The 22,294-nt window shown below is 60.3% G+C and carries 19 protein-coding genes; 5 read left to right on the plus strand and 14 right to left on the minus strand.

Annotated elements, in window-relative coordinates; genetic code table 11:
- Window positions 1–22 precede the first annotated feature (22 nt).
- From BMI86_RS18270 to BMI86_RS18280, 3 genes are all read right to left on the minus strand, one after another.
- Entirely contained in the window at window positions 23–1,294 is a 1,272-nt protein-coding gene (locus BMI86_RS18270) for a hypothetical protein (RefSeq protein ID WP_078542618.1), read from the minus strand.
- Window positions 1,295–1,491: 197 nt separating this feature from the next.
- Window positions 1,492–2,481 (minus strand): endonuclease NucS domain-containing protein, encoded by a 990-nt coding sequence (locus BMI86_RS18275; RefSeq protein ID WP_246831765.1) that lies wholly within the window; start codon window positions 2,479–2,481, stop codon window positions 1,492–1,494.
- 267 nt (window positions 2,482–2,748) lie between these two features.
- On the minus strand, window positions 2,749–4,170 hold the full coding sequence (locus BMI86_RS18280) for a DUF2235 domain-containing protein (RefSeq protein ID WP_078542620.1): 1,422 nt from the start codon (window positions 4,168–4,170) through the stop codon (window positions 2,749–2,751).
- Window positions 4,171–5,325: 1,155 nt separating this feature from the next.
- On the opposite strand from BMI86_RS18280, the gene BMI86_RS18285 reads away from it, so the two are divergent.
- From BMI86_RS18285 to BMI86_RS18300, 4 genes are all read left to right on the plus strand, one after another.
- Window positions 5,326–6,030, plus strand: coding sequence for a hypothetical protein (locus BMI86_RS18285; RefSeq protein WP_078542621.1), 705 nt, complete (start codon window positions 5,326–5,328; stop codon window positions 6,028–6,030).
- Window positions 6,027–8,321, plus strand: coding sequence for a DDE-type integrase/transposase/recombinase (locus BMI86_RS18290; RefSeq protein WP_078542622.1), 2,295 nt, complete (start codon window positions 6,027–6,029; stop codon window positions 8,319–8,321). The genes BMI86_RS18285 and BMI86_RS18290 overlap by 4 nt, the downstream gene beginning before the upstream one ends.
- A 77-nt stretch (window positions 8,322–8,398) precedes the next feature.
- A complete protein-coding gene (locus BMI86_RS18295) occupies window positions 8,399–9,436 on the plus strand; it encodes a TniB family NTP-binding protein (protein ID WP_168173892.1) in 1,038 nt (345 codons plus the stop codon).
- A 5-nt stretch (window positions 9,437–9,441) separates the two neighbouring features.
- Window positions 9,442–11,277: a TniQ family protein gene (locus BMI86_RS18300; protein WP_168173893.1), complete on the plus strand. Its 1,836-nt coding sequence runs from the start codon at window positions 9,442–9,444 to the stop codon at window positions 11,275–11,277.
- 273 nt (window positions 11,278–11,550) lie between these two features.
- Here BMI86_RS18300 and BMI86_RS18305 read toward each other — a convergent pair whose 3' ends face one another.
- The 11 genes from BMI86_RS18305 to BMI86_RS18355 form a co-directional block, all read right to left on the minus strand.
- A complete protein-coding gene (locus BMI86_RS18305) occupies window positions 11,551–12,684 on the minus strand; it encodes an ABC transporter permease (RefSeq protein ID WP_078542625.1) in 1,134 nt (377 codons plus the stop codon).
- The gene (locus BMI86_RS18310; RefSeq protein WP_078542626.1) at window positions 12,681–13,661 is read right to left on the minus strand and encodes an ABC transporter ATP-binding protein; all 981 of its coding nucleotides are present in this window, start codon (window positions 13,659–13,661) and stop codon (window positions 12,681–12,683) included. Before BMI86_RS18310 ends, BMI86_RS18305 begins: the two co-directional genes overlap by 4 nt.
- Complete coding sequence (locus tag BMI86_RS18315) at window positions 13,658–14,611, minus strand: HlyD family efflux transporter periplasmic adaptor subunit (RefSeq protein ID WP_078542627.1); 954 nt, start codon at window positions 14,609–14,611, stop codon at window positions 13,658–13,660. The genes BMI86_RS18310 and BMI86_RS18315 overlap by 4 nt, the downstream gene beginning before the upstream one ends.
- Window positions 14,604–15,260: a TetR/AcrR family transcriptional regulator gene (locus BMI86_RS18320; RefSeq protein WP_078542628.1), complete on the minus strand. Its 657-nt coding sequence runs from the start codon at window positions 15,258–15,260 to the stop codon at window positions 14,604–14,606. The genes BMI86_RS18315 and BMI86_RS18320 overlap by 8 nt, the downstream gene beginning before the upstream one ends.
- A gap of 239 nt (window positions 15,261–15,499) precedes the next feature.
- Window positions 15,500–16,180, minus strand: coding sequence for a dihydrofolate reductase family protein (locus BMI86_RS18325; RefSeq protein ID WP_078542629.1), 681 nt, complete (start codon window positions 16,178–16,180; stop codon window positions 15,500–15,502).
- 75 nt (window positions 16,181–16,255) lie between these two features.
- Window positions 16,256–16,651: a cupin domain-containing protein gene (locus BMI86_RS18330; RefSeq protein WP_078542630.1), complete on the minus strand. Its 396-nt coding sequence runs from the start codon at window positions 16,649–16,651 to the stop codon at window positions 16,256–16,258.
- Between the two features lie 36 nt (window positions 16,652–16,687).
- The gene (locus tag BMI86_RS18335) at window positions 16,688–17,326 is read right to left on the minus strand and encodes an NAD(P)-binding domain-containing protein (protein ID WP_078542631.1); all 639 of its coding nucleotides are present in this window, start codon (window positions 17,324–17,326) and stop codon (window positions 16,688–16,690) included.
- Between the two features lie 11 nt (window positions 17,327–17,337).
- Complete coding sequence (locus tag BMI86_RS18340) at window positions 17,338–18,099, minus strand: carboxymuconolactone decarboxylase family protein (protein WP_078542632.1); 762 nt, start codon at window positions 18,097–18,099, stop codon at window positions 17,338–17,340.
- A gap of 153 nt (window positions 18,100–18,252) precedes the next feature.
- Complete coding sequence (locus BMI86_RS18345) at window positions 18,253–19,116, minus strand: aldo/keto reductase (RefSeq protein WP_078542633.1); 864 nt, start codon at window positions 19,114–19,116, stop codon at window positions 18,253–18,255.
- A gap of 182 nt (window positions 19,117–19,298) precedes the next feature.
- Entirely contained in the window at window positions 19,299–20,228 is a 930-nt protein-coding gene (locus tag BMI86_RS18350) for a LysR family transcriptional regulator (protein WP_246831766.1), read from the minus strand.
- A gap of 75 nt (window positions 20,229–20,303) precedes the next feature.
- Window positions 20,304–20,759 (minus strand): cupin domain-containing protein, encoded by a 456-nt coding sequence (locus BMI86_RS18355; RefSeq protein ID WP_078542634.1) that lies wholly within the window; start codon window positions 20,757–20,759, stop codon window positions 20,304–20,306.
- Window positions 20,760–21,002: 243 nt separating this feature from the next.
- Between BMI86_RS18355 and BMI86_RS18360 the strand changes: the two genes are divergently transcribed.
- Window positions 21,003–22,202 (plus strand): NAD(P)-dependent alcohol dehydrogenase, encoded by a 1,200-nt coding sequence (locus tag BMI86_RS18360; protein WP_078542635.1) that lies wholly within the window; start codon window positions 21,003–21,005, stop codon window positions 22,200–22,202.
- Window positions 22,203–22,294: the final 92 nt, after the last annotated feature.

Consider the following 22,294-nt stretch of genomic DNA (forward strand, 5'->3'; position numbering starts at 1 on the left):
CGCCGCCTGATCGGACGCACCTTCACATGCCCGGAGCACGCCGCCACGGAATTTCCACAGCATTCGCGACACGACCCTCCGGAACTATACGCTCAATGTCTTCGATCACCGTCCGTCGACCTCCGAAACGCTTTCCGAGGCCTTCCACCATCAATATCTCAAACCCGTGGGGAACGAGGCTTGAATTATCGGTCTGAATTAGGTCCGGTTCATCTCGAAGGAGCGAGATAGATTTCATGGTTGGAGGGCATCGGCCCGGCCAAAGTGCGCGAACGAAGATCCGCTCGTCATTATTCGGAAGCATCCTCAACAACCAATTTAGCCGCGCCTTTGTTGATTTGCGGTCAGTTGGGGCTTTGACCGTCATCGATACTGAAACGGTCTTGCGCGCAATGTCCGCACAGAGATCGATATCAGATGCGCAATCTGGAACCCGGAGCTTCGAGGTCAGCATGTGTGTTTCGACAATCGAGCTTATTTGCTCCTTCAGTCTTGCTGCAGGATCTTCCTGGAGCTTGCGTTCGATTATGCTCTCTACGCGTGTCCCCACATGGCTCGACATGTGTAGGCAAAGGTCGCGCTCCTCGGCGATCCAACTCGCCGCAGCCGCTTCGACCTCAGAAGATGATTTCTTCAGTTTCTCGTCGTTCGCGACCGATTGGACGATCTCTTTCCATTGCGCTGCCATTTGTGTGAAACGTTCAACTCCCGTTGCCGGATGAGCCAAGAAGTCGTTGAGTTGCGCCAAGAGATAGGACTGTTCAGCATCCTCTACTGCGTTCTGATAGCCGAGAATTTCGCAAATCGTGGCGAGCCAGGTCCAAGACCAGTGATAAAGTGAAACCTTGCGGAGAAGCGTTTTGGGTAGATTTACGGGAGAATGATCCGCGCGAGATACAAACTGGTTTGAGATTGTAATGACCGCATCGATCCCTTGGGCGCGCGCAATCTCGACGTAACGTTGCACCTGCTCCGCATCGAGATCGTTCTTACCGATTTTCGCTTCGATCAACGCAGACCATCGCGTGCGCCCCGTGTCGATTACGATCAACCCGTCGGGTCGGCAATTTGCGAAAGCCTTCTCCCGAAAGACAACTTCCGTAAAGGCTTGAACTTTGGTGCGCTTTCCGACGCGCACGCCGGTCGATGCTAGGACTTCTTGCGCGAGAGCAGGTATTTGCGTCATCACAGCAAGGAAAATCGAGGCCACACGCTTCTCCTTGCTCGTTTCGGCAAGGACGGGGAATAGCCGTGCTTCATCACCACTAAAAAGGAAATCAGGCAATTCTTTCATTATCAGCTCCCCGAGAAATACACTCGAAGGCTAACAACTCGAAATCAAACCGTCTACTTTCTTGAGCTTCGGCCCGCGGGCCAACCATTACAGGCCGCTTAGCCATATTGGGTGAGAAGCCAACTTCTGCGCGCGACAGCAAGGGTAGCCATCGGGAAATTGCTGAAAGTTTTCTGTCTGATCTCGGTTTCGAGAGTTTACGAAACGCCAAATCGCACTTTCAACGCTTCCACTGTTGAGCGCCACTTCGGAGTCACCGGTTTACAGACAGTGTTCTGGTTGCCGAACATGCCGACCTCTTGAACGCCGTGTTCCTCGTTTACAGTTTTGATCCACTCGACCGGGACGAAATATTCCGCTTTCTCGGGGTCTTCTAGATGTGCTCTGTGGTAATCCGCCTCAAGAATTTCGAGCGCCGGGCGGCCATCAATCTCGAATTCGGCTGCGGTGACGCGCGGTCCAGTCACACGGCCGACGCCAACGAAGCCTTTCCCCGGGATTTTGACCCAAACGCGGTCCCCCTCGGACAACATACGGAGCGAATTGCTATACCAACTGCCACCTCCGCCGGAGATGAACCCGTGTTGAACCGCTTCATCCCATCGACGCGTATTGTCCGCCCCGAAGCTCACATAGAACTCTCCGTTCCACGGTTCTTTTTCGCCGCGCTTGGCGCCGCTGGCCGCTTGGACTTGGACCTCGCCAGGATCTATTAGCCACGCGCGGCTTAAGAGTTGCTGGCCATCGTGATCGAATACTTGAAAGAAGAGCACGTTAATAGCGAGGCCGCGATCGTTCAGATAGTTCACAATACGCTCGCTGCTTGCGTCGAGCGAGGCGGCAACGATCACGACCTGATGGCTTTCATTGATACTATCTTCGTCGAGCATCTGCCCGAAGTTCGCGTGGAAATCTTCTGCGAGACTTCGATTGGGCTGAAACCGGCTGTAGATACCGGCGACATCATCCGCATCGAGCCGCTCCACCCAAGAGGCGTAGTCGAGCGCTTGGGCCACAACTTCCCTCGGCGTGCGGTCTCGCTTTAGTTCGACAAGAACCAGCGTTCCGTCTGGCGCGATTGCTAACAGATCGATCCGACCGCCGAAGCCGGTGTCGACTTGGCGGCCGATCAGCATCCATTCCGAAGAAAGTATCCGGGGCTGGGCGACAATCATGTCTTCCAGCATTTGCTCTGAGGGAAGAATGCCTTGGGGGATTTCAGTGGGGGAGGACGAAACCGTCCAGACTGCGTGGCTAATAGGCATGGTCTTTATCTTCCTAATCCAGCTTTTATATTTCGCCCGCTATTGCGATAGCATCCCGAGGCTTAAAGAAGTGGGTGGCTAGTTAGTGTTTTTTGCCGCACTGCGCCACGTTCCCGAATGTCTATTGAGTGACCGCTTTGGGCAGCCATCACCTGAGCGGTAGGACTGAAGTTTTGACCACAGCTTTCCCTACTCCTCGTAGTAGCGCTTCAAGTCACGCCGCCCGCTTAATTGCGTTGGCCGATAAGGCTTCACCTCACCGCACTGCGCTACGGCTTCCGCTCGCATACGTTGCTCCACCGAGGGGTGAAGAGGAAAGTCGTCGCCAACCTCACGAATTCCCTTCTTCCAGCGAATTCTAATCGGTCCGATTGCCACCATTGCATCTTCGCGGTGCTGAAGGCCGCCAGGGTCAGGTGCGCGATGCAGGAAATTTTCGTTAATCTGGATCGACGGAATACAATCCCTCAACTCATCTACCATCCAGTCTAGAGCGATGTCGCTGAGGCGGGACTCCGCTTCAGAATAGCTGCCGCCGATGTCGCTGTGGCAGCCTGGAAACCAGACTTGCTTGAGCCACGCCGGATCACGGTCTTTCGTCTCGAGCGCTGCATCTCTGGACGCCCACCCGACTCTAGGAAAATCAGCCCGGTCTTCGTCTATTGCCATTGCATGGCGGGCGTGTTGGACGTCGGGATCCAGCCACATATCGTAGTTGCGCTTGTTCCAGGCGGCGAAATGCCCTGTCTTGAAAATCTGTGGCCAATCCGCTGGGCGCCAGAGCCTCAGTTTATGGCCTAGATCGTCCGAAAAATATTTAAAGTTGTCGAGGAGTAGCGAGCCGAGTTGCCAGAGAAGCGCAACTAGGAGTGCGGCAAGTGGAATAACTAAGAACCACGACCACCCAAGCGCTAAGCTGGCGACAAATGCTGCGCCGACGGCACAAGTGCCACCCCATACAAGGGTGCGAACGACGGCGGTCCGCAGTGATGCTACCGTGTCAAAAACGCCAATAAAAGTTGGCTGGACGTTGCCTTGATTGTCTTCTCCCTCGAGGGGAAAGCTCGAATACTTCTTGCGAAACCGTCTGCCGAGCTCCTCACGGTTCGCAGAATACGAATTCCGTGCCCGCGGCTTCCCTGCGCCATGATTGTAAACGAATTTCACTGCATCCTTAGCGATCTTGCGCAGGCCGGGACCATGACGCGGAACCGGCGAACCGTCGGGCATCTGCGTTGGCACACCGCATAGGTTCATGACATTGGCGAGTGCTCTCACCGTGTATGCACCCCGTGAAAATCCAAACAGAAGAACTCGGTCGCCCGGCTCGTAATGGGCAACGATCTGTTCGTAGCAATCGATGATGTTATGGTCGATGCCGGTTCCGACCGCGCTTTCCAAGATCGGCTTGATACGTCCGAAGAGTCCGCCACTTTCGCCCGTTCCGAGACCGGGGTCGTAAAAGGCGACTTGGTCCTTTGGGCTAATAGGGGAATCCGGACCCGGGCGCATGGCGCGATACATCTTGTAGATGTTGGATAGGCGCTGATCCGGTCGCATCCCACCGATTTGACCGGTGCCGTCGGAAAAGATGAGAATATTCTTCGGCATATGATGCTCGCGAAAGTTCTTAATATGTTCCCATTCTTGTCGCGCGATCGACTTCGGTCAACAGGTTACATGCGTGCTTGCGTCGGGATGGCGATGGATGCAGTGGCAGGCTCGATCCTGAGGGTAACCTCGGTAAGCCATGGGGAAGGGGCCTTGAAAACCTGCAATGAACGGAGCCAGTTGAAGAAATTCAGGCATGCTTGAGGCCACCTTTTTTGCCGCGCTCTTCCTCACTTAGCTGGGGCAATCGGGTGCGGAACGGAGGCTGAGGTCGGGAGATCGTTTCAACGTTGAAAAAATACGTATAATTTACAATGGGTTGCGCGACTTCTTTGGTTTTCTGTTGGATCCGCGCTTTTTTCCGGTTCCGGAAATTCTTCCATCCTGCTATTGTCTCAGCATGAAAACGACCTTGCATATCAATCTGATAGCCCCGCAGCTGATACGCTGATCCTCTTGGATCGCGTGCGCTGAACGGTTCTCTGCGCGCTCGCTATTTCGAAGCAAGCGAAGCGGTCCGGTCGTTCTCACTCTCTCCCACTAACAGACCTGCGTGACAGCCTTGTTCAGGTCCGCATTGCGGCCTGTCAATGGCTTTTGATCGCGAGCTTCCGACGCCGATTCGCTTCGAATTGGTGATCGGACTGCTGAAAAAGTTCTGCCTGGGGTCTCCGCGAGAGGTCAGTTCGATTGGGTTTCGACACATGTTTCAGCAGGCGCTCCTTGAGAGGTCCATGCGAAAAAATCGAGCTTTCAGCTCGTCAAGGCGAACCAAGTCCAAGCTGGCTTGAAGAGGAGATAGAAAACGGCGGAGGCAAAAATCGTGCGGCCTAAGAGCTCCCGAACGTTTTTCGCACGGGTCCAAGTTCCGTTATGGGGTAAGTAGCTCGATTCAGTTCAGATCAAGGTTTGAAAGGCGCTTTTAAATCAGTGATTTGGCTGATGGCGATCAACTGCCGAAACCTAAGAGAGGGGACGACCCAAGAAGCGACACATTGAAAAGAAAAAGGCGCGCCGAGAGCGGCACGCCAAAAGTAACGACCGAGAACGGCCGCGTATTCAATTGCGTTCATAGACCCGAATACGGGCAGGCGCAACTCCGTTCCTCGGTCCATTCGAAATGAAAGAACCCGGATTTCCGGGAACGGAGGACCTATGTCCAAACCCTACGCTACGACCCACGAACGGCTCGAAATCGACGAGTGGAAATCGCACTTGCCCGCTCCCTCGCGCGCAAACCGCTCCATCCCCATCCGGTCGAAAGGCCACTGCGTCGTCAACGCCGTCCTTGGACGCGGACACGGACAGGTCACGGAGGGGGAGTCCTATACGGAATACAAAAACCTCCTGATCGTGAATGCGGACCCGGAGGTGGCGGATTTTCGTGTTCAGGCCGAGTTCCTCTACGGCCTAAATCGGGAGCATCGACACTATTTCGATGTCCTGAAGACCATGCTGGACGGCCGCATCATCGCGGAGACCGTCAAGCCGCGAGCGAGGCTAAGGTCAGGCGTGTTCCTGCGGGAAATGGCTGAAATCGCCTGGTGGGTGCGCGAATTTGGTTTCGCCGACGAGGTGCGGCTGATCACCGAAGCGGACATCGATCCCATCGATCTGCACAACGGACGCGTTCTCGCTGGCGTGCGCCTCGTCGAGGCTGCGGCGCTCGCCCAGGCGCGGATTGTGGTGTCGCAGCTGTCGGGGAGCGTCAGCTTGCGCGATTTGGTGAACGAAATCGCGCTCGGCGCTCCTGGCTACAGGGCGCTCCTGCATCTGCTCGCCCGGAATGAACTCCAACTTACCCACCGAGAGCGGATCACCCCTCAATCGAATGTTCGCCGCAAGGAGCAAGGCAAATGAACCAACACAATCAAACGTCCTACATGCCCTTCACCGCAGGTGAATCTGATCTTCTGCGTATCCAAGGGCAGGCGTGGCGCCCGGAAAGCGTCCGTGGCGGCGAGCTTATCCTCGCGCCGGTCGACCGGAATGGACTTCGCGAGGCTTTTGATTTCGGCATGCTCCGTCGTCTCAACGCGGCTGGCGAAATCGAGCATATTCCGGGGTATTTTCTGCCCGAAGATCAACGCATCGCGCAACGCCATCAGAGCTTTCGCGAATTCTCATCGTCACTCTCGCTTGAGGGATGGCAGCGTCTGTGGGTGAAGCTGGCTTTCGTCCGCGCTTTCGATCATCTCTATGATCGCAAGCAGATCAAGAAAACTGAGCTGTCGATCGGCGCGAGCCTTCTGGCGCTTGAACAACTCGCAGAGCGGTATTTTCTGCAAGAGCTTCCGACCGGCGCGCAGATGGAGCGAGAGGCGGCACAAGCTGACGCGGAGGCCGCTGGTGAGGCTCTCAAGACGCGTAGAAAACGCGGTGGTCGGCAGGAAACGAGGTTGAGCGCTCCTGCCGCCCGCACGCTTCTGGGCTGGGTGCGTGACTACAAGAAATATGGTCTCGCTGGCCTGTGCGACGAATATGCCAAGTGCGGCAACAACAATTCGTATTTCACGTCGGATGAACGCTTCCTTCTGACCCAAACGGTTCGCGAAAAATACCTCGTGCTTGGTGGCGCGACGAAGACGCATGTTCAGAACACAGTCCGCCTCGCGTTTCGCAAGGCCAATGAGGAACGTGAGGCGGAGGGACGCTCGCTTCTTCGGGTCCCGGGTAAACGTGCGGTCAGCCGCGAGATCGACGCGATCCCACATGTCGAAGTTTTGGTCGCTCATTTCGGTAAAGATGAGGCCATGAACCGATTGCGCACGATCGGCGCTGGTGTGGAGACATCGCGCCCCTTCGAGCGCGGTGAGGCCGATGAATGGAAGATCGATCTCTTCTCGCATCTCGACCCTGATGCCTTCCGGGAGATCTTCGGGGAGAAGATCTACAAAGAGGTCGGCTTCGAGTCCGGGAATGTCGGGCGCTGGTGGCTGAGTGCGATCATTGATCACCGCACCAAGTTGATCGTAGGCGCGACGCTGACGCGATCGCCGCGTGGTAGCGCAGCCCTGAAGAGTCTGAGGATGTCGGTGTCGGATCGCGGATATTTGGCCCGGGCGGTAGGTGCCAAGGCGCCTTGGGATCAATGTGCGACGTGGGAAGAACTCGTGACGGATGCCGGGGCAGCCTACACGTCAATCGTGTTTGTGCGAGCCTGCGAAGCACTCGGGATCACGAAGGTAGTCGCGAAGGCCGGTGCGGCCACGATGCGCGCTGCGATCGAGAGATGCTTTGGCTCCGCTGCTCGGGGTGTTCTGCGTGAGCTTCACGGGCGCACGTTCGAGGACGTCATCGCAAAGGATGGCTATCCGTCGATGGAGAGGGCGTGCCTGAGTGTCGAGGATGTGGCGAGGATCTTCCTGCGCTGGGTGATCGACATGTATCATAACACGCCCCACGAAGCCCTCGGCGGACGCACCCCGCTCGAGCAGTGGGAGGCGGACATGACCGCTGGAAATTCCACGTTGACGGGGGCACCGGATAAACGAAAGAAGCGTATGGCTTTCGGGCTTGCCGTGTTCCGCAAGCTGCACAAGGGCGGTTTGACCGTTCTGGGGGTTCAGTATCAGCATCCGCTTCTCGAAAAGGCCTATCTCGACAAACGCGGACAGATGCTCGAGATCCGTTGGGATCCTGACGACATCCGCGTCATCGAGGTAAATCTCGGTGGCTGGATCGAGGTTGAGGCTCTCAAGCCCGCATTCCACAATGGCTGCGTCTGTGCGGAAGACTGGATCGAAACCCGCAAAGCGCTGAGGACGCGCTCGCCGCAACGGCAAAAGTGGACCGACGACGTGGTGATGGCGGCTCTCGATGACATCCTTTCGCTGAACCGGCGCAAAGGCCTGGCGTTCCAGATCCTTGATCGGAATTGGTCGAAAGACCGTTTGACGAGCTTCGAACTCGAAGAGTTCCAAGGGTTCAGTATGTCGCAAGCGGTGCCGGCCCTTGGACAGCCGGATGGCGGACGTGGTCAGGTAATTCTGCCCCAGCGGCCGGGACAGGACCTTGAGGGTGCTCCTGAGCCGAGTGTCTCCGAAGAGGAGCCGCAGACGCAGGACGACGCGTCCGAGCAAAGCGCGGAAACGCGGCCGCGAAGCCGCCGGTCTTCTTCCGAGTTCAAGTTCCCCTCCCGGGACAAATGATCTGTCGAGCCATTGAGGCTGGGCGCCACCCAGGTGCCCGGTCGCTTTTCTCCTTACTGGCAAGTTGCACGGACGGCGTGATCCCCGTGCTCCACAGGAAAATCGAAAGAAAAATCATGACAACCAGTGCATTCGAGACGAAATCCGTCCTCGCGGAACTTCGCGCCATTCATATCGAGACTGAACGCGATGTCGAGTTACGTCGGCAATTGGATCGCCTCCTCGATGTCCGCAATGACGGTGCGATGACTGTGCATCCGGTGCGCTTCGCGGGCGGGCTGGAAACGCGTGGGATCGCGATGATTGAGCCTGCGGGCGGCGGCAAGACCACGGCAGTCCAGAATGTCTTGGCTTCGTATCCGGCACTGCAGGACAATCCCGAGACCGGAAGACCGCGCTATCTTCATGCGCAGGTCGAGAGCCCTGCAACCCAGAAAAGTCTCGGCATCGCGATCTTGCGCGAACTCGGTATCGACAGGATCTCCGAGCGCGCCAAGGTTTGGGAAATCTGGGACATGGTGCGCCACAGGCTGGCGCTCAACGGCATCATCGTGCTCTGGATCGACGAGGCGCATGACCTGTTTGGCAAAGGCAGCGACCGCGAAGTCGACCGGATGCTCAAGATGCTCAAGAGCCTCATGCAAGGCGAGACTGCAGTGATCGTGCTTCTGAGTGGCACGGAGCGCTTGGGCCAGATGACTTCCGTGGATCCCCAGGTCAGTCGGCGCTTCGTGAAGATCATTCCGTCGTCGCTCGAGCCAGGGGCTCATACCGACAGCCTCGGGAAGATGATCGCAGCTTACTGCGAGGTGGCCGGTTTGGCTTTCCGACAGGAACGGGACCTGGTTCACCGGCTTATCTACGGCAGCCGGAACCGTTTCGGGCGCGCGATCGAAACATCGATCAATGCGATTGAGGTCGCGCTCGAGAGGGGAGCCGAGACGTTGACGCCCGACGATTTCGCCGAGGCCTGGGGCATGGGCGAGAGCTGTGCCTGGTCGGAAAATGTCTTCGTGGCGCACCACTGGCAGAAACTCGATCTGGATCCGCTTGAAGACGATCCCTCCGCACTCCGCTCCGGCAATGGTCGCGAACGCTCCCGGCGGAAAGGATGACCACGATGGCACTGCTCCCACATCTCCCCATCCTGCCGCGGGAAAGCCTGATCTCGTATATTTCGCGCATCGCTCGCTATCATGGCAACACGAGCACGTTCGACTTTCTCAACGTGATCGAGATGAGCCGACATTCGGTGCTGTGTGCTGACCCTGGGGCCTTGATCCGGCTCGCGTCGATGACCGGGAATACCCTCGAGAGGCTGCTGGATTCGACTTGGTCCTCTCTTGGTGTGCGGCTCCACGAGCATCGCGGCGAGCGGTTTCACAGCGAGCTTATCGCAGGGCGGCACACGACCTACTGTCCGGCCTGCCTGTTGGAGGCAGACAATGGTGAAGGCATCGGTGGCTCGCAGCGGGTGGGACTGGTGGATTGGATGTTCACTCCGGTCAGAACATGTCAACGCCATCGAATTCCGCTGATCCGGCGTCACAATCAAAGCCACGCCGAGGGTGCGCAGGACATGAATTTCGTTGCCCCGAGCACTGACCAACTCATGAAGGAGTTGGGGCGCTGTTCGCCTCGGGAGGTCTCGGACCTCCAGTCATATGTCGACGCTCGCTTTAACGGGGGCAGGGGGGCGACATGGCTTGATAGCCAGCAAGTCGACCAAGCGGCCCGCGCGTGTGAAATGCTGGGCTTCGTTCACTTGTTCGACCCGAACGCGGACCTGAAAAAGCTGACAGTCGATGACTGGGATCGGGCAGGCCATGTTGGCTACCAATTTGCCAAGCGTGGGAGCGAGGGAATTCACGAGTGCCTGGCCGATGTGCTCAAGCGCGAACAGAAGGACCGAGATGTCAAAGGCGGGCCTCAGAAAGTATTCGGAAAGCTCTACAAATGGCTCCAATACGGACAGCACAAGAAATCGGTCGGGCCGATCCAGGAAGTGGTTCGCGAGTTCGTGTTGGATCGTATGCATGTCGCAGAGGGCACGATCCTCTTGGGGCAGCGGGTCGACCGCTCAAAGGTTCATTCTGTCGCCTCATTGGCCGCGAAATCCGGGATCCATCCTCGGACGATCAATCGACTGGTGGTCGGCGCCGGCCTGATCGAGGAAGGAGATGTGGGGCTACTTGATGCCCGTCTGGTATTCGAGGCTGAGGCCGGCGAAAGGCTGGCAGAGAGCTTTTTGAGAGCGATCCCGATCAATCAGCTGCCGGAGGCCCTCAACTGCAACCGCACACAGGCTGAGGTGCTTGCAAGGGAGGGAGTGATCCCATCAGTGATGAATGGAGCGGGTGGCATCCGGACGACGCGTATTGATCTCGACGAGGTCGAAACATTCCTGAAGAAGCTTCGCTCATATGGACGGGTCGTAGAGTTGCCTGGCGATGGGATGCTGGACATGATCGATGCGGCGCAAGCCGTGCGTTTTTCTGTCGTCAAGATTGTCCGGATGGTGCTGCGACGCGAACTCAAGAACATCGAGCTGATCGACGCAGGAAAACGCTTTCGTTCAATTTTTGTGGACCCGGAAGAAATTCGGGGAAAACTTGCAGTCAAGCCACCGGAGCATCTCATGTCGAAGCAGGCGGTTGCGACGAGGCTCGGTGCTTCCCTTTATGGCGTAAGCTTGTTGGCGAGGGAGAGAGATGACACAGGAAACCTCTATCTCGAGCCGGTGCTCGTGCGGAATGGTCGGGGTAAAGACGAGCAGTTCTTCGAGCCCGATGCGGTGAAAGCCTTCATGAGCCGCCATGTGGAACTCTCAAACATGGCATCTGAAATGGGCGTCTCCGTGCGCAAGGCATCAAACGGATTGCGAAATCGAGGGATCGAACCAATTCTTCCGATCAGCAAGCTGGGCAGATCCTACTATCGACGCGCGCAAATCTGAAAACAGCAGAATTCAAGTTCCTGGCCGCCCTTCGGGGCGGCTTTTTTCATGCCTGAGAACGATTTTTTGAAGGGTGATCTTAACGGGTCAAAAAGGCAGGGAGGTGAGCTCGGATTTGAAAAATATGCAATTAAATCAATGAGGGGAGGGTCCGGAAAAGGTCAAACTTACCGCGCCCGGACAATAAATAGACCTGCCCCTGACCTCTTGGTCAGGGGCTTTTCTTTTTCAGCGGGTTACGAGCTTCGACCTGATTTCAGGAGCCGAAGCGGCTCAATCAAGCGTCTGTCGATAGCGCAGCATCGAGATCAGCATGATCACCACGCCGATGATGAAGATCGCCCGCAAGTCGCCGGTGATGTCGGCCAGGTGGGCGCCTTTGAGCATCACCTTGCGCACGATGCGCAGGAAATGTGTGGCGGGGATCGCCGAGCCGATCACCTGCGCCCAGCCGGGCATACCTGCGTAGGGGAACATGAAACCCGAGAGCAGGATGGTGGGCAGGATCGTCATGAAGCTCGCCTGCATCGCCTGCATCTGGGTGCGCACGAGAGTCGAGATCAGGAAGCCGAGGGCGAGGTTCACCACGATGTAGAGGTTGAAGCCGATGAAGAAGGCCAGCCCCGATCCGAGGAACGGCACCCCGAACAGAAGCTTCCCGGCGATCAGGAACACGACGGTCTGGATGTAGCCGATCACGACATAGGGCAGGATCTTGCCCAGCATCACCTCGAGCGGCCGGACCGGCGTGGCGATCAGGGTTTCCATCGTACCGCGCTCTGTCTCGCGCACGATCGCGATTGCGGTGATCAGCACCATCGTCATCGCGAGGATCACGGCGATCAGGCCGGGCACGATGTTCAGCGAGGTCTTGCTCGCCGGGTTGAATTGCTTGTGCACCACGACCGAGAAGGGCGGGGGCTGGCCTGCGACCGGGGCGAGGGGGCCCTGGAAGGTCTGCTTCACCGCAGTGTCGATGATCCCCGACAGCGCGCCGACAGCGGTGCCCACTGCCGTCGGGTCGGACGCGTCGGCGCTGACGAGCAGCTTCGGCGACAGGCCCCGCACGATGTCGCGCTCGAAATTGGGCGGAATGACCACGACGAAATTCGCCGTGCCGTCGCGAAGGGCGCGGTCACCCTCTTCGGCGCTGGTCACGATGCCCTCGAATTTGAAATAATCCGAGGTCTCCATGCCCGACAGCACCGCACGCGCCACCGGGCTTTCATCGGCCATCTCGATCAGGGTCGGCAGGTGATGCGGGTCGGAATTGATGATGTAGCCGAACATGACCAGCTGCAGGATCGGGATGCCGATCATCATCGCGAAGGTCATCCGGTCGCGCCGCATCTGGATGAATTCCTTGTAGAGCACCGCTCCGAAACGCGACAGAGAGAACCAGCTCATGGGGAGGGGCCTCCGTTGACACCGAAATTGTCGGCTGCGGTCGCCATCAGATAGATGAAGACCTCCTCAAGCTCGGCCTCTTTCTTCTCCCATTTGCGCGCGTCGGTCTCCGCGCTCTTTTCAGCGACGACCGCGTCGAGCCCGGCGCTGTCGGTCGAGGAGACATGAAGCTGGGCGCCGAAGCGCGCGACCTGCTCGACCCGCGGATCGGCGCGCAGCTCTTCCTCCAACTGGATCAAGTCGGGGCCGGAGACCCGCCATGTGGTCAGGCCGACCTGATGCGGGATCTCGGTCGCGGGGCCGTCGATCAGCTTCTTCCCATAGGCGATATAGGCGATGTAATCGCATTGCACGGCCTCATCCATGTAATGCGTCGAGACCAGCACCGTGACGCCCTGTTTGCTGAGCTGGCGGATTTCGTCCCAGAAGTCGCGCCGCGCCTTCGGGTCGACCCCGGCGGTGGGTTCGTCGAGAAGCAGCAGCGCGGGCTTGTGCTGCATGCAGGCGGCCAGCGCCAGACGCTGTTTCCAGCCCCCCGACAGAGTGCCCGCCAACTGCTTGCCGCGCCCTTCGAGGCCAAGGGTTCGCAGGGTTTCGTTCACCACCTTCTTGCGGTTCTTCACCCGATACATCCGCGCCATGAAGTCGAGGTTCTCGCGGATCGTCAGATCGCCATAGAGCGAGAATTTCTGCGTCATGTAGCCGACGTTTTCCTTGATCGCACGCGCGTCCTTGTGGATGTCGTAGCCGAGCGTGTGACCTTCGCCGCCATCGGGGGTGAGCAGGGCGCACATCATCCGGATCGTGGTGGTCTTGCCCGAGCCGTTGGGGCCGATGAAGCCGTAGATCGCGCCTTTGGGCACTGACATATCGACCGCGTTCACCACCTTCTTGCCGTTGAAGATCTTCGTGAGCCCTTTCACGACGATCGCGGGCTCGCTCCGGTCGCTCACGCTGTCGGCGGCTGTCGTGCTCATTTCACCCGCCTCAGGCTGACCGGTTGGCCCGGCAGGAGCGACGCGCCCGCCGGAATGCGCGCCTCGGCTCGGAACACGAGCCGCGAGCGTTCTTCGCGCGAATAGATGATCGGCGGCGTGTATTGCGGCTCGGAGGCCATCTTGCTGATCGTCACCTTGATGTCGGGGTCACAGCCGTCGCATTCCATCTCCAGCTGATCGCCAATGGCGAAATCCGCGCGCTCGGCCTCGGGCAGGAAGAACAGGACCTTGAGCGCATTCGGCGGCAGGATAGACAGCACGGGCGACCCGGCAGCGGCCACTTCACCGGCCTTGTAATAGACCGTCTCGATCCGACCGGCCACGGGGGCGGTGACCGTCATGTCATCGAGCTGAGACCGCGCGAGATCGGCATCGGCCTGTGCCGCCTCGAGCGTTTTCTGGGCGGCCAGAACCTGCGCGCTGCGCGCGGGCAGCGCCGCCACTTCGAGCTGAGCCTTGAGCTGGGCCACCTGCGCCTCGGCCTCTTCCAGGGCGGCGCGGTCGACATCCACCTTGGCCTGCGCGACGATCTCGCGGGCGAACAGATCCTCGGTGCGTTTCAGCGCGGATTCCGCGAGATTGCGATGCGCGATGGCTTGCTCCAGCGAGGCCTTGATCACCTCGATCTCGGGGTCGCGCGAGCCGGTTTCGAGGTTGTTCAGATTGGCGCTCGCGGTCCCGATCTTGGCCTCGGCGGCGCGTACTGCCGCCTGCTGTTTCGTCGAATCCATATCAAACAGGAATTGATCTGCCTTCACGCTGTCGCCTTCGATCGCCGCCAGCGTCTTGATGCGCCCGGTGACCGAAGGGGCGACATAGACGTATTCGCCCTCCACATAGCCGGAGTAATGCGGCACCGGGGCGTCCCCATAGCCGGGAATGATCGCGGTGAGCAGGGCGCTGATCCACGCAACAATGGTATCAAGCATCGGTCGAACCCTCCGGTGACAGGAAAACGCCGTGGAATAGAATGTCGAGGTGGTTCTCGATCAGCTGATTGAGCGACAGCCCGTCCTCCGGCACGACGTCGAAGATCTCCGCGAGCAGGAGATGGACGACGATCGGGCCGATGATCGAGCGCAGGGTCAGTTCGGGATCGACCGGGCGCAACTGGCCCGATGCGATGCCCTGTCGGATGATTTCGGTCGCCGCGGGCAGGACGTGGTCGAACACCTCGCGCCGATACATCGCGGCGATCTCGGGCGCGACGACGGCTTCGCGGATCACGACCTTCGGGACCGCCAGCACTTTCGGGTCCCCCAGCGAGGTCGCGATCAGAGAGAACAGCGCGCGCAGCGTGGCGCGCGCATCATCGGGGGTCGGTTCGACAAGCGCTTGCGCCCGCGTGGCGATCGGAGACACCGCCCGGCGCACTAGGCCTTCGAGGATCGCCTGTTTTGACGGGAAATAGAGATAGACGGCCCCCTTGGAGAGACCCGCCGTCTTGGCGATCTGCGCCACCGACGTATGGGCGTAACCCTTTTCATCGAAGAGCGAGAGCGCCGCATCGAGCACCTCGTCAGGCCGCGCCTCTGCGCGACGTCGAAATTTGGGCTCGGGCGAGTCGGGATCTGTCATGGGCAGAAAATAACTGACCGGTCAGTCAGTAGCAAGAATTTTGACTCAGTGCCGTATGTCTTCTGACAACTTCAGGAAAAAGGCGAGGGGGGTAGGCCCGACGCGGTTTGTCTTTCGCGGAAGTTGAGGGAAAAATCGCTCAAGGCGAGCAGGCACCGTTGCGCCATGCTTCGCTCAGAGTTGCGCCGCCACGAGCTCGAGCGCCACGATGGCGCGCGGGGCTTTGGGGCAAGCCTGTCTCAGCTTTCCTTGCTCACGCGGTGGCGGAGCCAGACGACACCGTTCTCCAGCGTCTCGGCCTGCACCAGCTCCAGCGATTGCGCGGGGCCGGTGCCTTGTTCGTAGATCGCGGGCGCGCCGCTATTGCCGTCGATCAGGGGCAGGATCAGGGTGCTGGTCGCGTCGATCAAACCTTTGGCGAGGAAGGTGCCGTTCAGCGTGCCGCCGCCTTCCAGCAGCAGCCGGTCGATCCCGAACTCCTCGGCGATGCGGCTCAGCGCGCCTTCGATATCGTCACCGTCGGGGCCGCCGAACACGACCGAGATGCCGCGGTCTATCAGCCGCTCGACATGCGCCTGCGCGACGCGCTCGGAGAGCACGATCGCCAGATGGTCGCCCTCGAGTTCATCTGTATCCGGCAAGAGCCGCCCCTTGCGGTCGAACACGACGCCGAGGGTGCGTCCCGCCAGATCCGCCAGTCGATCGGGCCGTGCGGTGGGCGCGGGGTCGAGCATCGGTTCGACATGCGGCACCCAGCCTTCGAGCGAGGCGCGCCCGATGATCCAGCCTTGCCCCTCCAGACGCGCACCGACCGCATCGTAGATCGTCAGCAATTCGTCTTCGGAATAGGGCCAGCCTTCGGTCTTCAACCGTCCGTCGAGCGTGGTGATCATATGGCAAGTGATGTGCGGCCGGGGCATTGCGGGGCCTCGTGCTTTGAAAATTATTGGGAAGAAGAAAGAGAAGGCCGAGCCGCGCGGGCCCGGCCCTCAAGGTCAGCCGTTATAGTCTTCGTCGGCGACTTTTTCGAGCCAGGTGACGGGCGAGCCGTCGATGCTTTCCTGCACCGCGATATGGCTCATCGCGGTCTCGGACGAGGCGCCGTGCCAGTGCTTCTCGCCTGCCGGGAACCAGACGACATCGCCTTGGCTGATCTCTTCGACGGGGCCGCCTTCGCGCTGGACGCGGCCGCGCCCGAAGGTGACGATCAGGGTCTGGCCCGCCGGGTGGGTGTGCCATGCGGTGCGCGCGCCGGGCTCGAAGGTGACATGGCTGCCCGAGGTGCGGCCGGGCTCTTCGGCCTGAAACAGCGGGTCGACGCGGACGGTGCCGGTGAACCAGTCTTCGGGGCCCTGCATTGAGGCGTTGGCGCCGGAACGAATGATTTTCATGGGGAAACTCCTTTCTTGGGGTAGGGGCGCGCGGGCTTAGCCGCGCAGTTTTTCGAAACGATAGGTCAGGGCGGGACCGCCGGGTTGCCCATAGGCTAGCTCGGCGGTGACCATTGCAAAGGGCTCGACGAAACGCCCGGTGCGCAATCCGCCCGCATCAACCGGCGTAAAGCCGATATCTTCGATCAGCCCGCGGGCGACGGATTTCGCGCTCTCATCATTGCCGTAGATCAAAAGCTGTGGCGGGTCGGCCTGTCCCTTGCGGGCGAAGACCGGGGCGAAGCTCTCGGAGGGAGAGGTGTTGAATGTGGCCACCCAGCGCGCATCGGGGCGCATGGCGGCGAGTTGCTCGGCCCCGGAGGTCTTGGGGCCGAGCACGAGATCGCTATTGCTCGTATCGAGCGGAACACAGCAGTTGAGCACCACCTGACCTGCCATGTCGCCGGCCTGAGACAGCACATCCTCGATCCGGCTCCAATGCACGGCGAGCAGGATCGCATCCGCGCCCGCGACCGCCTCGGAGACGGAGGTCGCGCGGCCGCCGGTCTCGGTGGCGAGCCGCTCCAGCTTGGCCTGGCTGCGCGAATAGGCGAAGCGCAGCTCGTGGCCGCATTGCGCCCAGATCCGTCCGAGCTTCGCGCCCATCAGTCCAGATCCGAGAATGGCGATCTTCATGGCAGGGTCCTTTATTCGGCGCGTTTCTCGAAGACGTCCTTGGCCACCGGCAGGGCGGAGAAGACCTTGGGCCAGCCCGCGTAGAAGGCCAGATGCGAGAGCATCGCACCCGCTTCCTCCTGCGTCAGCCCATTGTCCATCGCACGGTTGAGGTGGAAGGTCATCTGCTCGGGCTGGCCTGCCGCGATCAGGGCCGCGACGGTGACCATCGAGCGGTCGCGCGGCGCGAGGTCGGGGCGCAGCCAGAGGTCGCGGAACAGAAGCTCGCGCGTGTTGTCGACCACGCCCATCGAGACGTCGCCATAGGTGCCGCGCACGAAACTCTCGCGCGATTCTTCGGCCTCTTCATCGAGCGGCAGCAGGTCGACCTCTGCGCCGGGAAGGCTGTCCGCGGCGATCCCGCGCGCCTCGTAGACCGGGGCCATAGCTTCTGCGGCGGCGGTGGCGTTGCCCCAGCCGGTGTAGAAGGCGAGATGGGTGACGGTTTCCGACAGTTCGGCCGGCGTCACGCCGCTATCGAGCGCGAGTTCGACGAAACGCTGGAGGTTTCCGGTCTCGTGGCGGGTCATAAGCGCTGCGAAGGTCACGAGCGAACGGTCCCGCATGGACAGCTGCTCGCCGGTCCAGACCGAGCCGAGAAGGTCATTGCTGGAATAGGCCTCGAGCGCGGGGGCCGCGCGGCCAACGGCGTCGGGGATGGTGCGATCGAGCGCCTCGCCGGAGGCCGAGGACGCGATCAGAGCAAAGGCGGAAGCTGCAAAACGGGTTTTCATATCATCTCTCCTGTCGGGTTGATCTTGTCCTTCAGAGATGGGGTAGGCGGCATTCAGGTTAATGCCGCATCAAGCCAAGTCACTCATGAGCGAGATTCATCGAAAGGCTTGAAAGGCACCGCCGGGACAGGCCCGGCGGTGCGATGGTCTGGCTTAAAGCTGACCGCCATAGACGGGGAACATGCTCGCCTCGCCGTAATCCTTGATCTCCTCGACCGATTTCAGCGCCTCCATATCGGCGTCGGAAATCTCGAAATCGAGCGCCGCATTGGAGCGCATGTGATCGGGATTGGCGGTCTTCGGCAGCGCGACCATGCCCAGTTGCAGCACGTAGCGGATCGAGAGCTGCGGGACGCTGACGTCGTATTTCTCGGCCATCGCCTTGATCTCGGCATTGTCGAGGATCTGGCCGTGACCGATCGGCGAATAGGCCTCGGCCACCATTCCGCGGCTCTGGATATAGTCGATCAGCTCGAAGGGCGTGTTCGACACGTGCGCGAGGATCTGGTCGATCATCGGCTTGACCTTCGCATTGTCGAGCAGGTTATCGAGATCCGCCTTCTCGAAGTTCGACACGCCGATCGCGCGCAGTTTGCCCGCTTCATAGGCCTCTTCCAGCGCGCGCCACGCCTCGAGGTTGCCTTCGAAGTAGCCATCGTCACCGTGGAACTCGGTCCAGGGCTTCGGGCTGTGGATGATCATCAGGTCGATCTTGTCGAGCCCGAGCGTCTCGAGCGAGCCGTCGATGGCGGCTTTCGCATCGGCGTAGTTCTTGATGCCCGCGTCGAGCTTCGTGGTCACGAAGATCTCGTCGCGCGGAACACCGCAATTGCGGATGCCTTCGCCGACGCCGCGCTCGTTGCCATAGGCCTGCGCGGTGTCGATGTGGCGATAGCCCATCTCGACGGCGGCCTTCACCGCATCGGCCACCTTGTCATCGTCGATCATCCAGGTGCCAAGGCCCAGTTTCGGGATCTCGACGCCGTTGGGGAGGGTAAGGGTTTCGTTCAGGATCATGTCTGGCTCCTTGCATTGGAGTGCGCCGCGCCCCTCATTTTTCAAGAGCACGGCTTCGGTTCATGTCCTGCAATCTAGGGCGAGATGCGCCACAGGATAATCGGCGGAATTTTTATAGCACCCATGAATGACGCACATGAATGCGCACGTTCATTCACCCGGGCGTGATAATAGGGAACCGCTCAACCCCGCTCGCGCAGGGCTTCCAGTACCGCGCCGAAGGCCGAAGAAGGGCGCTGACGGCTGGGGTAATAGAGGTAAAATCCCGGGAAATAGGGGCAATATTCTTCGAGACAGGATTGCAGCGCGCCACTTTCCAGATGGGGCGCGGCGAGCCGATCCGGCACCAGCGCCAGCCCGTGCCCGTCCAGCGCCGCGTGCTGCACCAACCCGATCGTGTTGAAGCAGGCCTGACCGGAGACCTTCACCCGGATTTCATGGCCCTCGGCATCCTCGAATTCCCAGGCATAGAGCGCGCCATGCGTCGCCAGCCGCAGGTTGATGCAGTTATGCTCGCTCAGATCATGCGGGGTCTGCGGCACGCCAGCCGCTTCGAAATAGGACGGCGCGCCGACGCAGAGCATCCGTTCGTCCGGGCCGATCCGGGTGGCGATCATCCCCTCGCTCACGCTGTCGCCATAGCGCACCCCGGCATCGCATTGCGCCGAGGCCAGATCGGTGAAGCCGTAATCCATCACCAGTTCGACATTGATCGACGGGTATTGCTTGAGCAGCGGCGAGAGCTTCGGCCAAAGCACCGTCTCGATCGCGTAATCGGTAGAGACGATGCGCACGGTGCCCGTGGGCTGGTCCTGCGCGTCATCAAGCGCGCGCAGCCGTGCCTCGATCATCTCGAAACAGGGGTTGAGCGTGGCCAGAAGATCCTCGCCCTCGAGCGTCGGCGCAACGGATCGCGTGGTGCGCGTCAGCAGCCGTAGCCCCAGCCGCTGCTCCAGCGCCTTGATCGTATGGCTCAGCGCCGACTGCGACACGTTGAGCCGCGCCGCAGCCTTGGTGAAGCTGCGCTCTTCGGCGACGGCGGCCAAGGCGATCAGATCGTTGATATTCTCGCGCAGCATGAGGGAGGCCTCGCTGAATGTTGGTGTCGCCATCGGGCGGGTCTCCCTCACGATATATGCGCGTGGTTCATGACGTCCACGGATTATTCAGCCGTGGATCAGGCGGCGTCACTCCAGATATTCCGCGTCGCTCACCTTCTCGCCCCAGGTCACGGCGGAGCCATCCACCACCTGCTGAATCGCGAAATGCGTCACATGGGTCGTGTCGGTCGCGCCATGCCAATGCTCGATGCCGGGCGGGCACCAGATCACGTCGCCTGCCTGCATCAGTTGCTTGGGCTGGCCGCGTTCCTGTACCCAGCCGGAGCCTGCCGTCACGACGAGTTTCTGCCCCGCCGGATGGGTGTGCCAGGCCGAGCGCGCGCCGGGAAGAAAGGTGACTTCGCCCGCGCTCACATCGCCCATGTCGGGGCCGAAGACGGGGGCGACGAGGGCGGTGCCGGTGAAGGTGTCAGAGCTGCCGATCGTGGCCGCGCGGCTCTCTGCCGGGGTCAGTTCCATCGACTGCGCGACGGCGGCAGGGGCGGCGAGAAGGACGGCGAGCGTCGTGAAGGTGCGGATCATCAGAGATCTCCCTTGGATTGCGTTTCAATGGCGAGGCCGTGATCTCCCTGGCCTCGCTTTCATTGAGGTAAGGACCGCCGTCGCGGGGTTAATGCCGCAAAAGCCGGAAAGCCTCATGAGCAGGATTCATGGATGCTGTGCGCAATGCGGTGATTATCTGCGGCGCGTTTCGCTGCATGTTGGAAGACAGGCGCCACCCCTGTTCCGGCGCTCTTCGTCAGTTCCCGAAAAAGGAGGCCCGAGATGTGCCAATCCTGCAATGACACGTTCCAAACCCTGACCCGCGATGGCGAAAGCCGCCGCAATTTCCTGCGCAGCGGCGCCGCGCTGGCCGCAGCGCCCCTCGCCGCGGGCCTCGCCACGCAAGCGGCCGCGCAAGAGGCCGGCGCATCGCTCGAAGCTTCCGAGGTGCAGGCTTGGGCGGCCTTCGACACGGATGGCAGTTTCGCGCCCCATACGATCCCGCGCCGTGCGGCTGGCCCGAAGGATGTCGTGGTCGAGATCATGTATAGCTCGATCTGCCACTCGGACATCCACACCTACAAGGGCGATTGGGGGATGCCGCAGTTCCCGCTCGTTCCCGGTCACGAGATGGTCGGTCGGGTCGTCGGCATCGGGGCGGAAGTCACCAAGTTCCGCGAGGGCGATATCGCCGGGGTCGGCACGATGGTCGACAGCTGCGGCACCTGCGCCAATTGCCTGGCCGACCGCGAGCAGAACTGCCTCAACGGCACGACCTTCACCTATAATTCCGAGGACAAGATCTCGGGCGGGGTGACCTATGGTGGGTACTCCAAGAAGATCGTCGTCAAGGAAGACTTCGCGCTGCGCATCCCGCCGGGGGTCGATCTCGCCGGGTTCGCGCCGCTTCTGTGCGCGGGGATCACCACCTTCTCGCCGATCAATCACTGGGATCTGCAGCCCGGCCAGCGTTACGGCGTGATCGGCATGGGCGGTCTGGGCCATCTCGCGGTGAAGCTGGCGGCGGCGAAAGGGGCCGAGGTCGTCGTCTTCACCACCTCCGAGGACAAGATCGCCGATGCCAAGGCTTTCGGTGCCGCCGAGGCCTATCTCTGGTCCGACGAGGCCGCGATGCGGAGTCAGATGGGCAGCTTCGATCTGATGCTCTCGACGGTTCCGGTCGCCTATCCGATGCAGCAATTCCTGAACCTGCTCAAGCTCGACAAAACGCTGGTCAATGTCGGCGCGCTGTTCCCGATCGAGGGGGCGCATGGGATGATGATGGGCTTCGGGCGTCAGAGCCTCGCGGGCTCGATGACGGGCGGCATTGCCGAAACCCAGCGCGTGATCGACTTCGCCGCACATCACGGGGTCGCGGCCACCTACGAGATGATCACCCCCGATCAGATCGGCGACGCCTGCGAGAAGGTCGTGAACAAGCAGGCGCGCTATCGCTATGTGATCGACATGACCAAGGCCTGAGGCGAAGACTGATGAGCGCCGCTCATCTGTGGCAGTATTGCGCGGGGGGTAATCCTCCCGCGCAATCGCGCCTAGATTTGTCTCTAGCAGCA

The organism is Thioclava sp. DLFJ5-1 (genome assembly GCF_002020115.1).
Taxonomy (GTDB): Bacteria; Pseudomonadota; Alphaproteobacteria; order Rhodobacterales; family Rhodobacteraceae; genus Thioclava; species Thioclava sediminum.

Coding starts and splice junctions, on each gene's coding strand:
- BMI86_RS18335 (WP_078542631.1), bottom strand. CDS start 17,326: ATGAAGATCGCCATTCTCGGATCTGGACTGATGGGCGCGAAGCTCGGA.
- BMI86_RS18360 (WP_078542635.1), top strand. CDS start 21,003: ATGTGCCAATCCTGCAATGACACGTTCCAAACCCTGACCCGCGATGGC.
- BMI86_RS18355 (WP_078542634.1), bottom strand. CDS start 20,759: ATGATCCGCACCTTCACGACGCTCGCCGTCCTTCTCGCCGCCCCTGCC.
- BMI86_RS18300 (WP_168173893.1), top strand. CDS start 9,442: ATGGCACTGCTCCCACATCTCCCCATCCTGCCGCGGGAAAGCCTGATC.
- BMI86_RS18320 (WP_078542628.1), bottom strand. CDS start 15,260: ATGACAGATCCCGACTCGCCCGAGCCCAAATTTCGACGTCGCGCAGAG.
- BMI86_RS18330 (WP_078542630.1), bottom strand. CDS start 16,651: ATGAAAATCATTCGTTCCGGCGCCAACGCCTCAATGCAGGGCCCCGAA.
- BMI86_RS18315 (WP_078542627.1), bottom strand. CDS start 14,611: ATGCTTGATACCATTGTTGCGTGGATCAGCGCCCTGCTCACCGCGATC.
- BMI86_RS18280 (WP_078542620.1), bottom strand. CDS start 4,170: ATGCCGAAGAATATTCTCATCTTTTCCGACGGCACCGGTCAAATCGGT.
- BMI86_RS18305 (WP_078542625.1), bottom strand. CDS start 12,684: ATGAGCTGGTTCTCTCTGTCGCGTTTCGGAGCGGTGCTCTACAAGGAA.
- BMI86_RS18270 (WP_078542618.1), bottom strand. CDS start 1,294: ATGAAAGAATTGCCTGATTTCCTTTTTAGTGGTGATGAAGCACGGCTA.
- BMI86_RS18275 (WP_246831765.1), bottom strand. CDS start 2,481: ATGCTGGAAGACATGATTGTCGCCCAGCCCCGGATACTTTCTTCGGAA.
- BMI86_RS18350 (WP_246831766.1), bottom strand. CDS start 20,228: ATGGCGACACCAACATTCAGCGAGGCCTCCCTCATGCTGCGCGAGAAT.
- BMI86_RS18290 (WP_078542622.1), top strand. CDS start 6,027: ATGAACCAACACAATCAAACGTCCTACATGCCCTTCACCGCAGGTGAA.
- BMI86_RS18310 (WP_078542626.1), bottom strand. CDS start 13,661: ATGAGCACGACAGCCGCCGACAGCGTGAGCGACCGGAGCGAGCCCGCG.
- BMI86_RS18345 (WP_078542633.1), bottom strand. CDS start 19,116: ATGATCCTGAACGAAACCCTTACCCTCCCCAACGGCGTCGAGATCCCG.
- BMI86_RS18325 (WP_078542629.1), bottom strand. CDS start 16,180: ATGCCCCGGCCGCACATCACTTGCCATATGATCACCACGCTCGACGGA.
- BMI86_RS18340 (WP_078542632.1), bottom strand. CDS start 18,099: ATGAAAACCCGTTTTGCAGCTTCCGCCTTTGCTCTGATCGCGTCCTCG.
- BMI86_RS18285 (WP_078542621.1), top strand. CDS start 5,326: ATGTCCAAACCCTACGCTACGACCCACGAACGGCTCGAAATCGACGAG.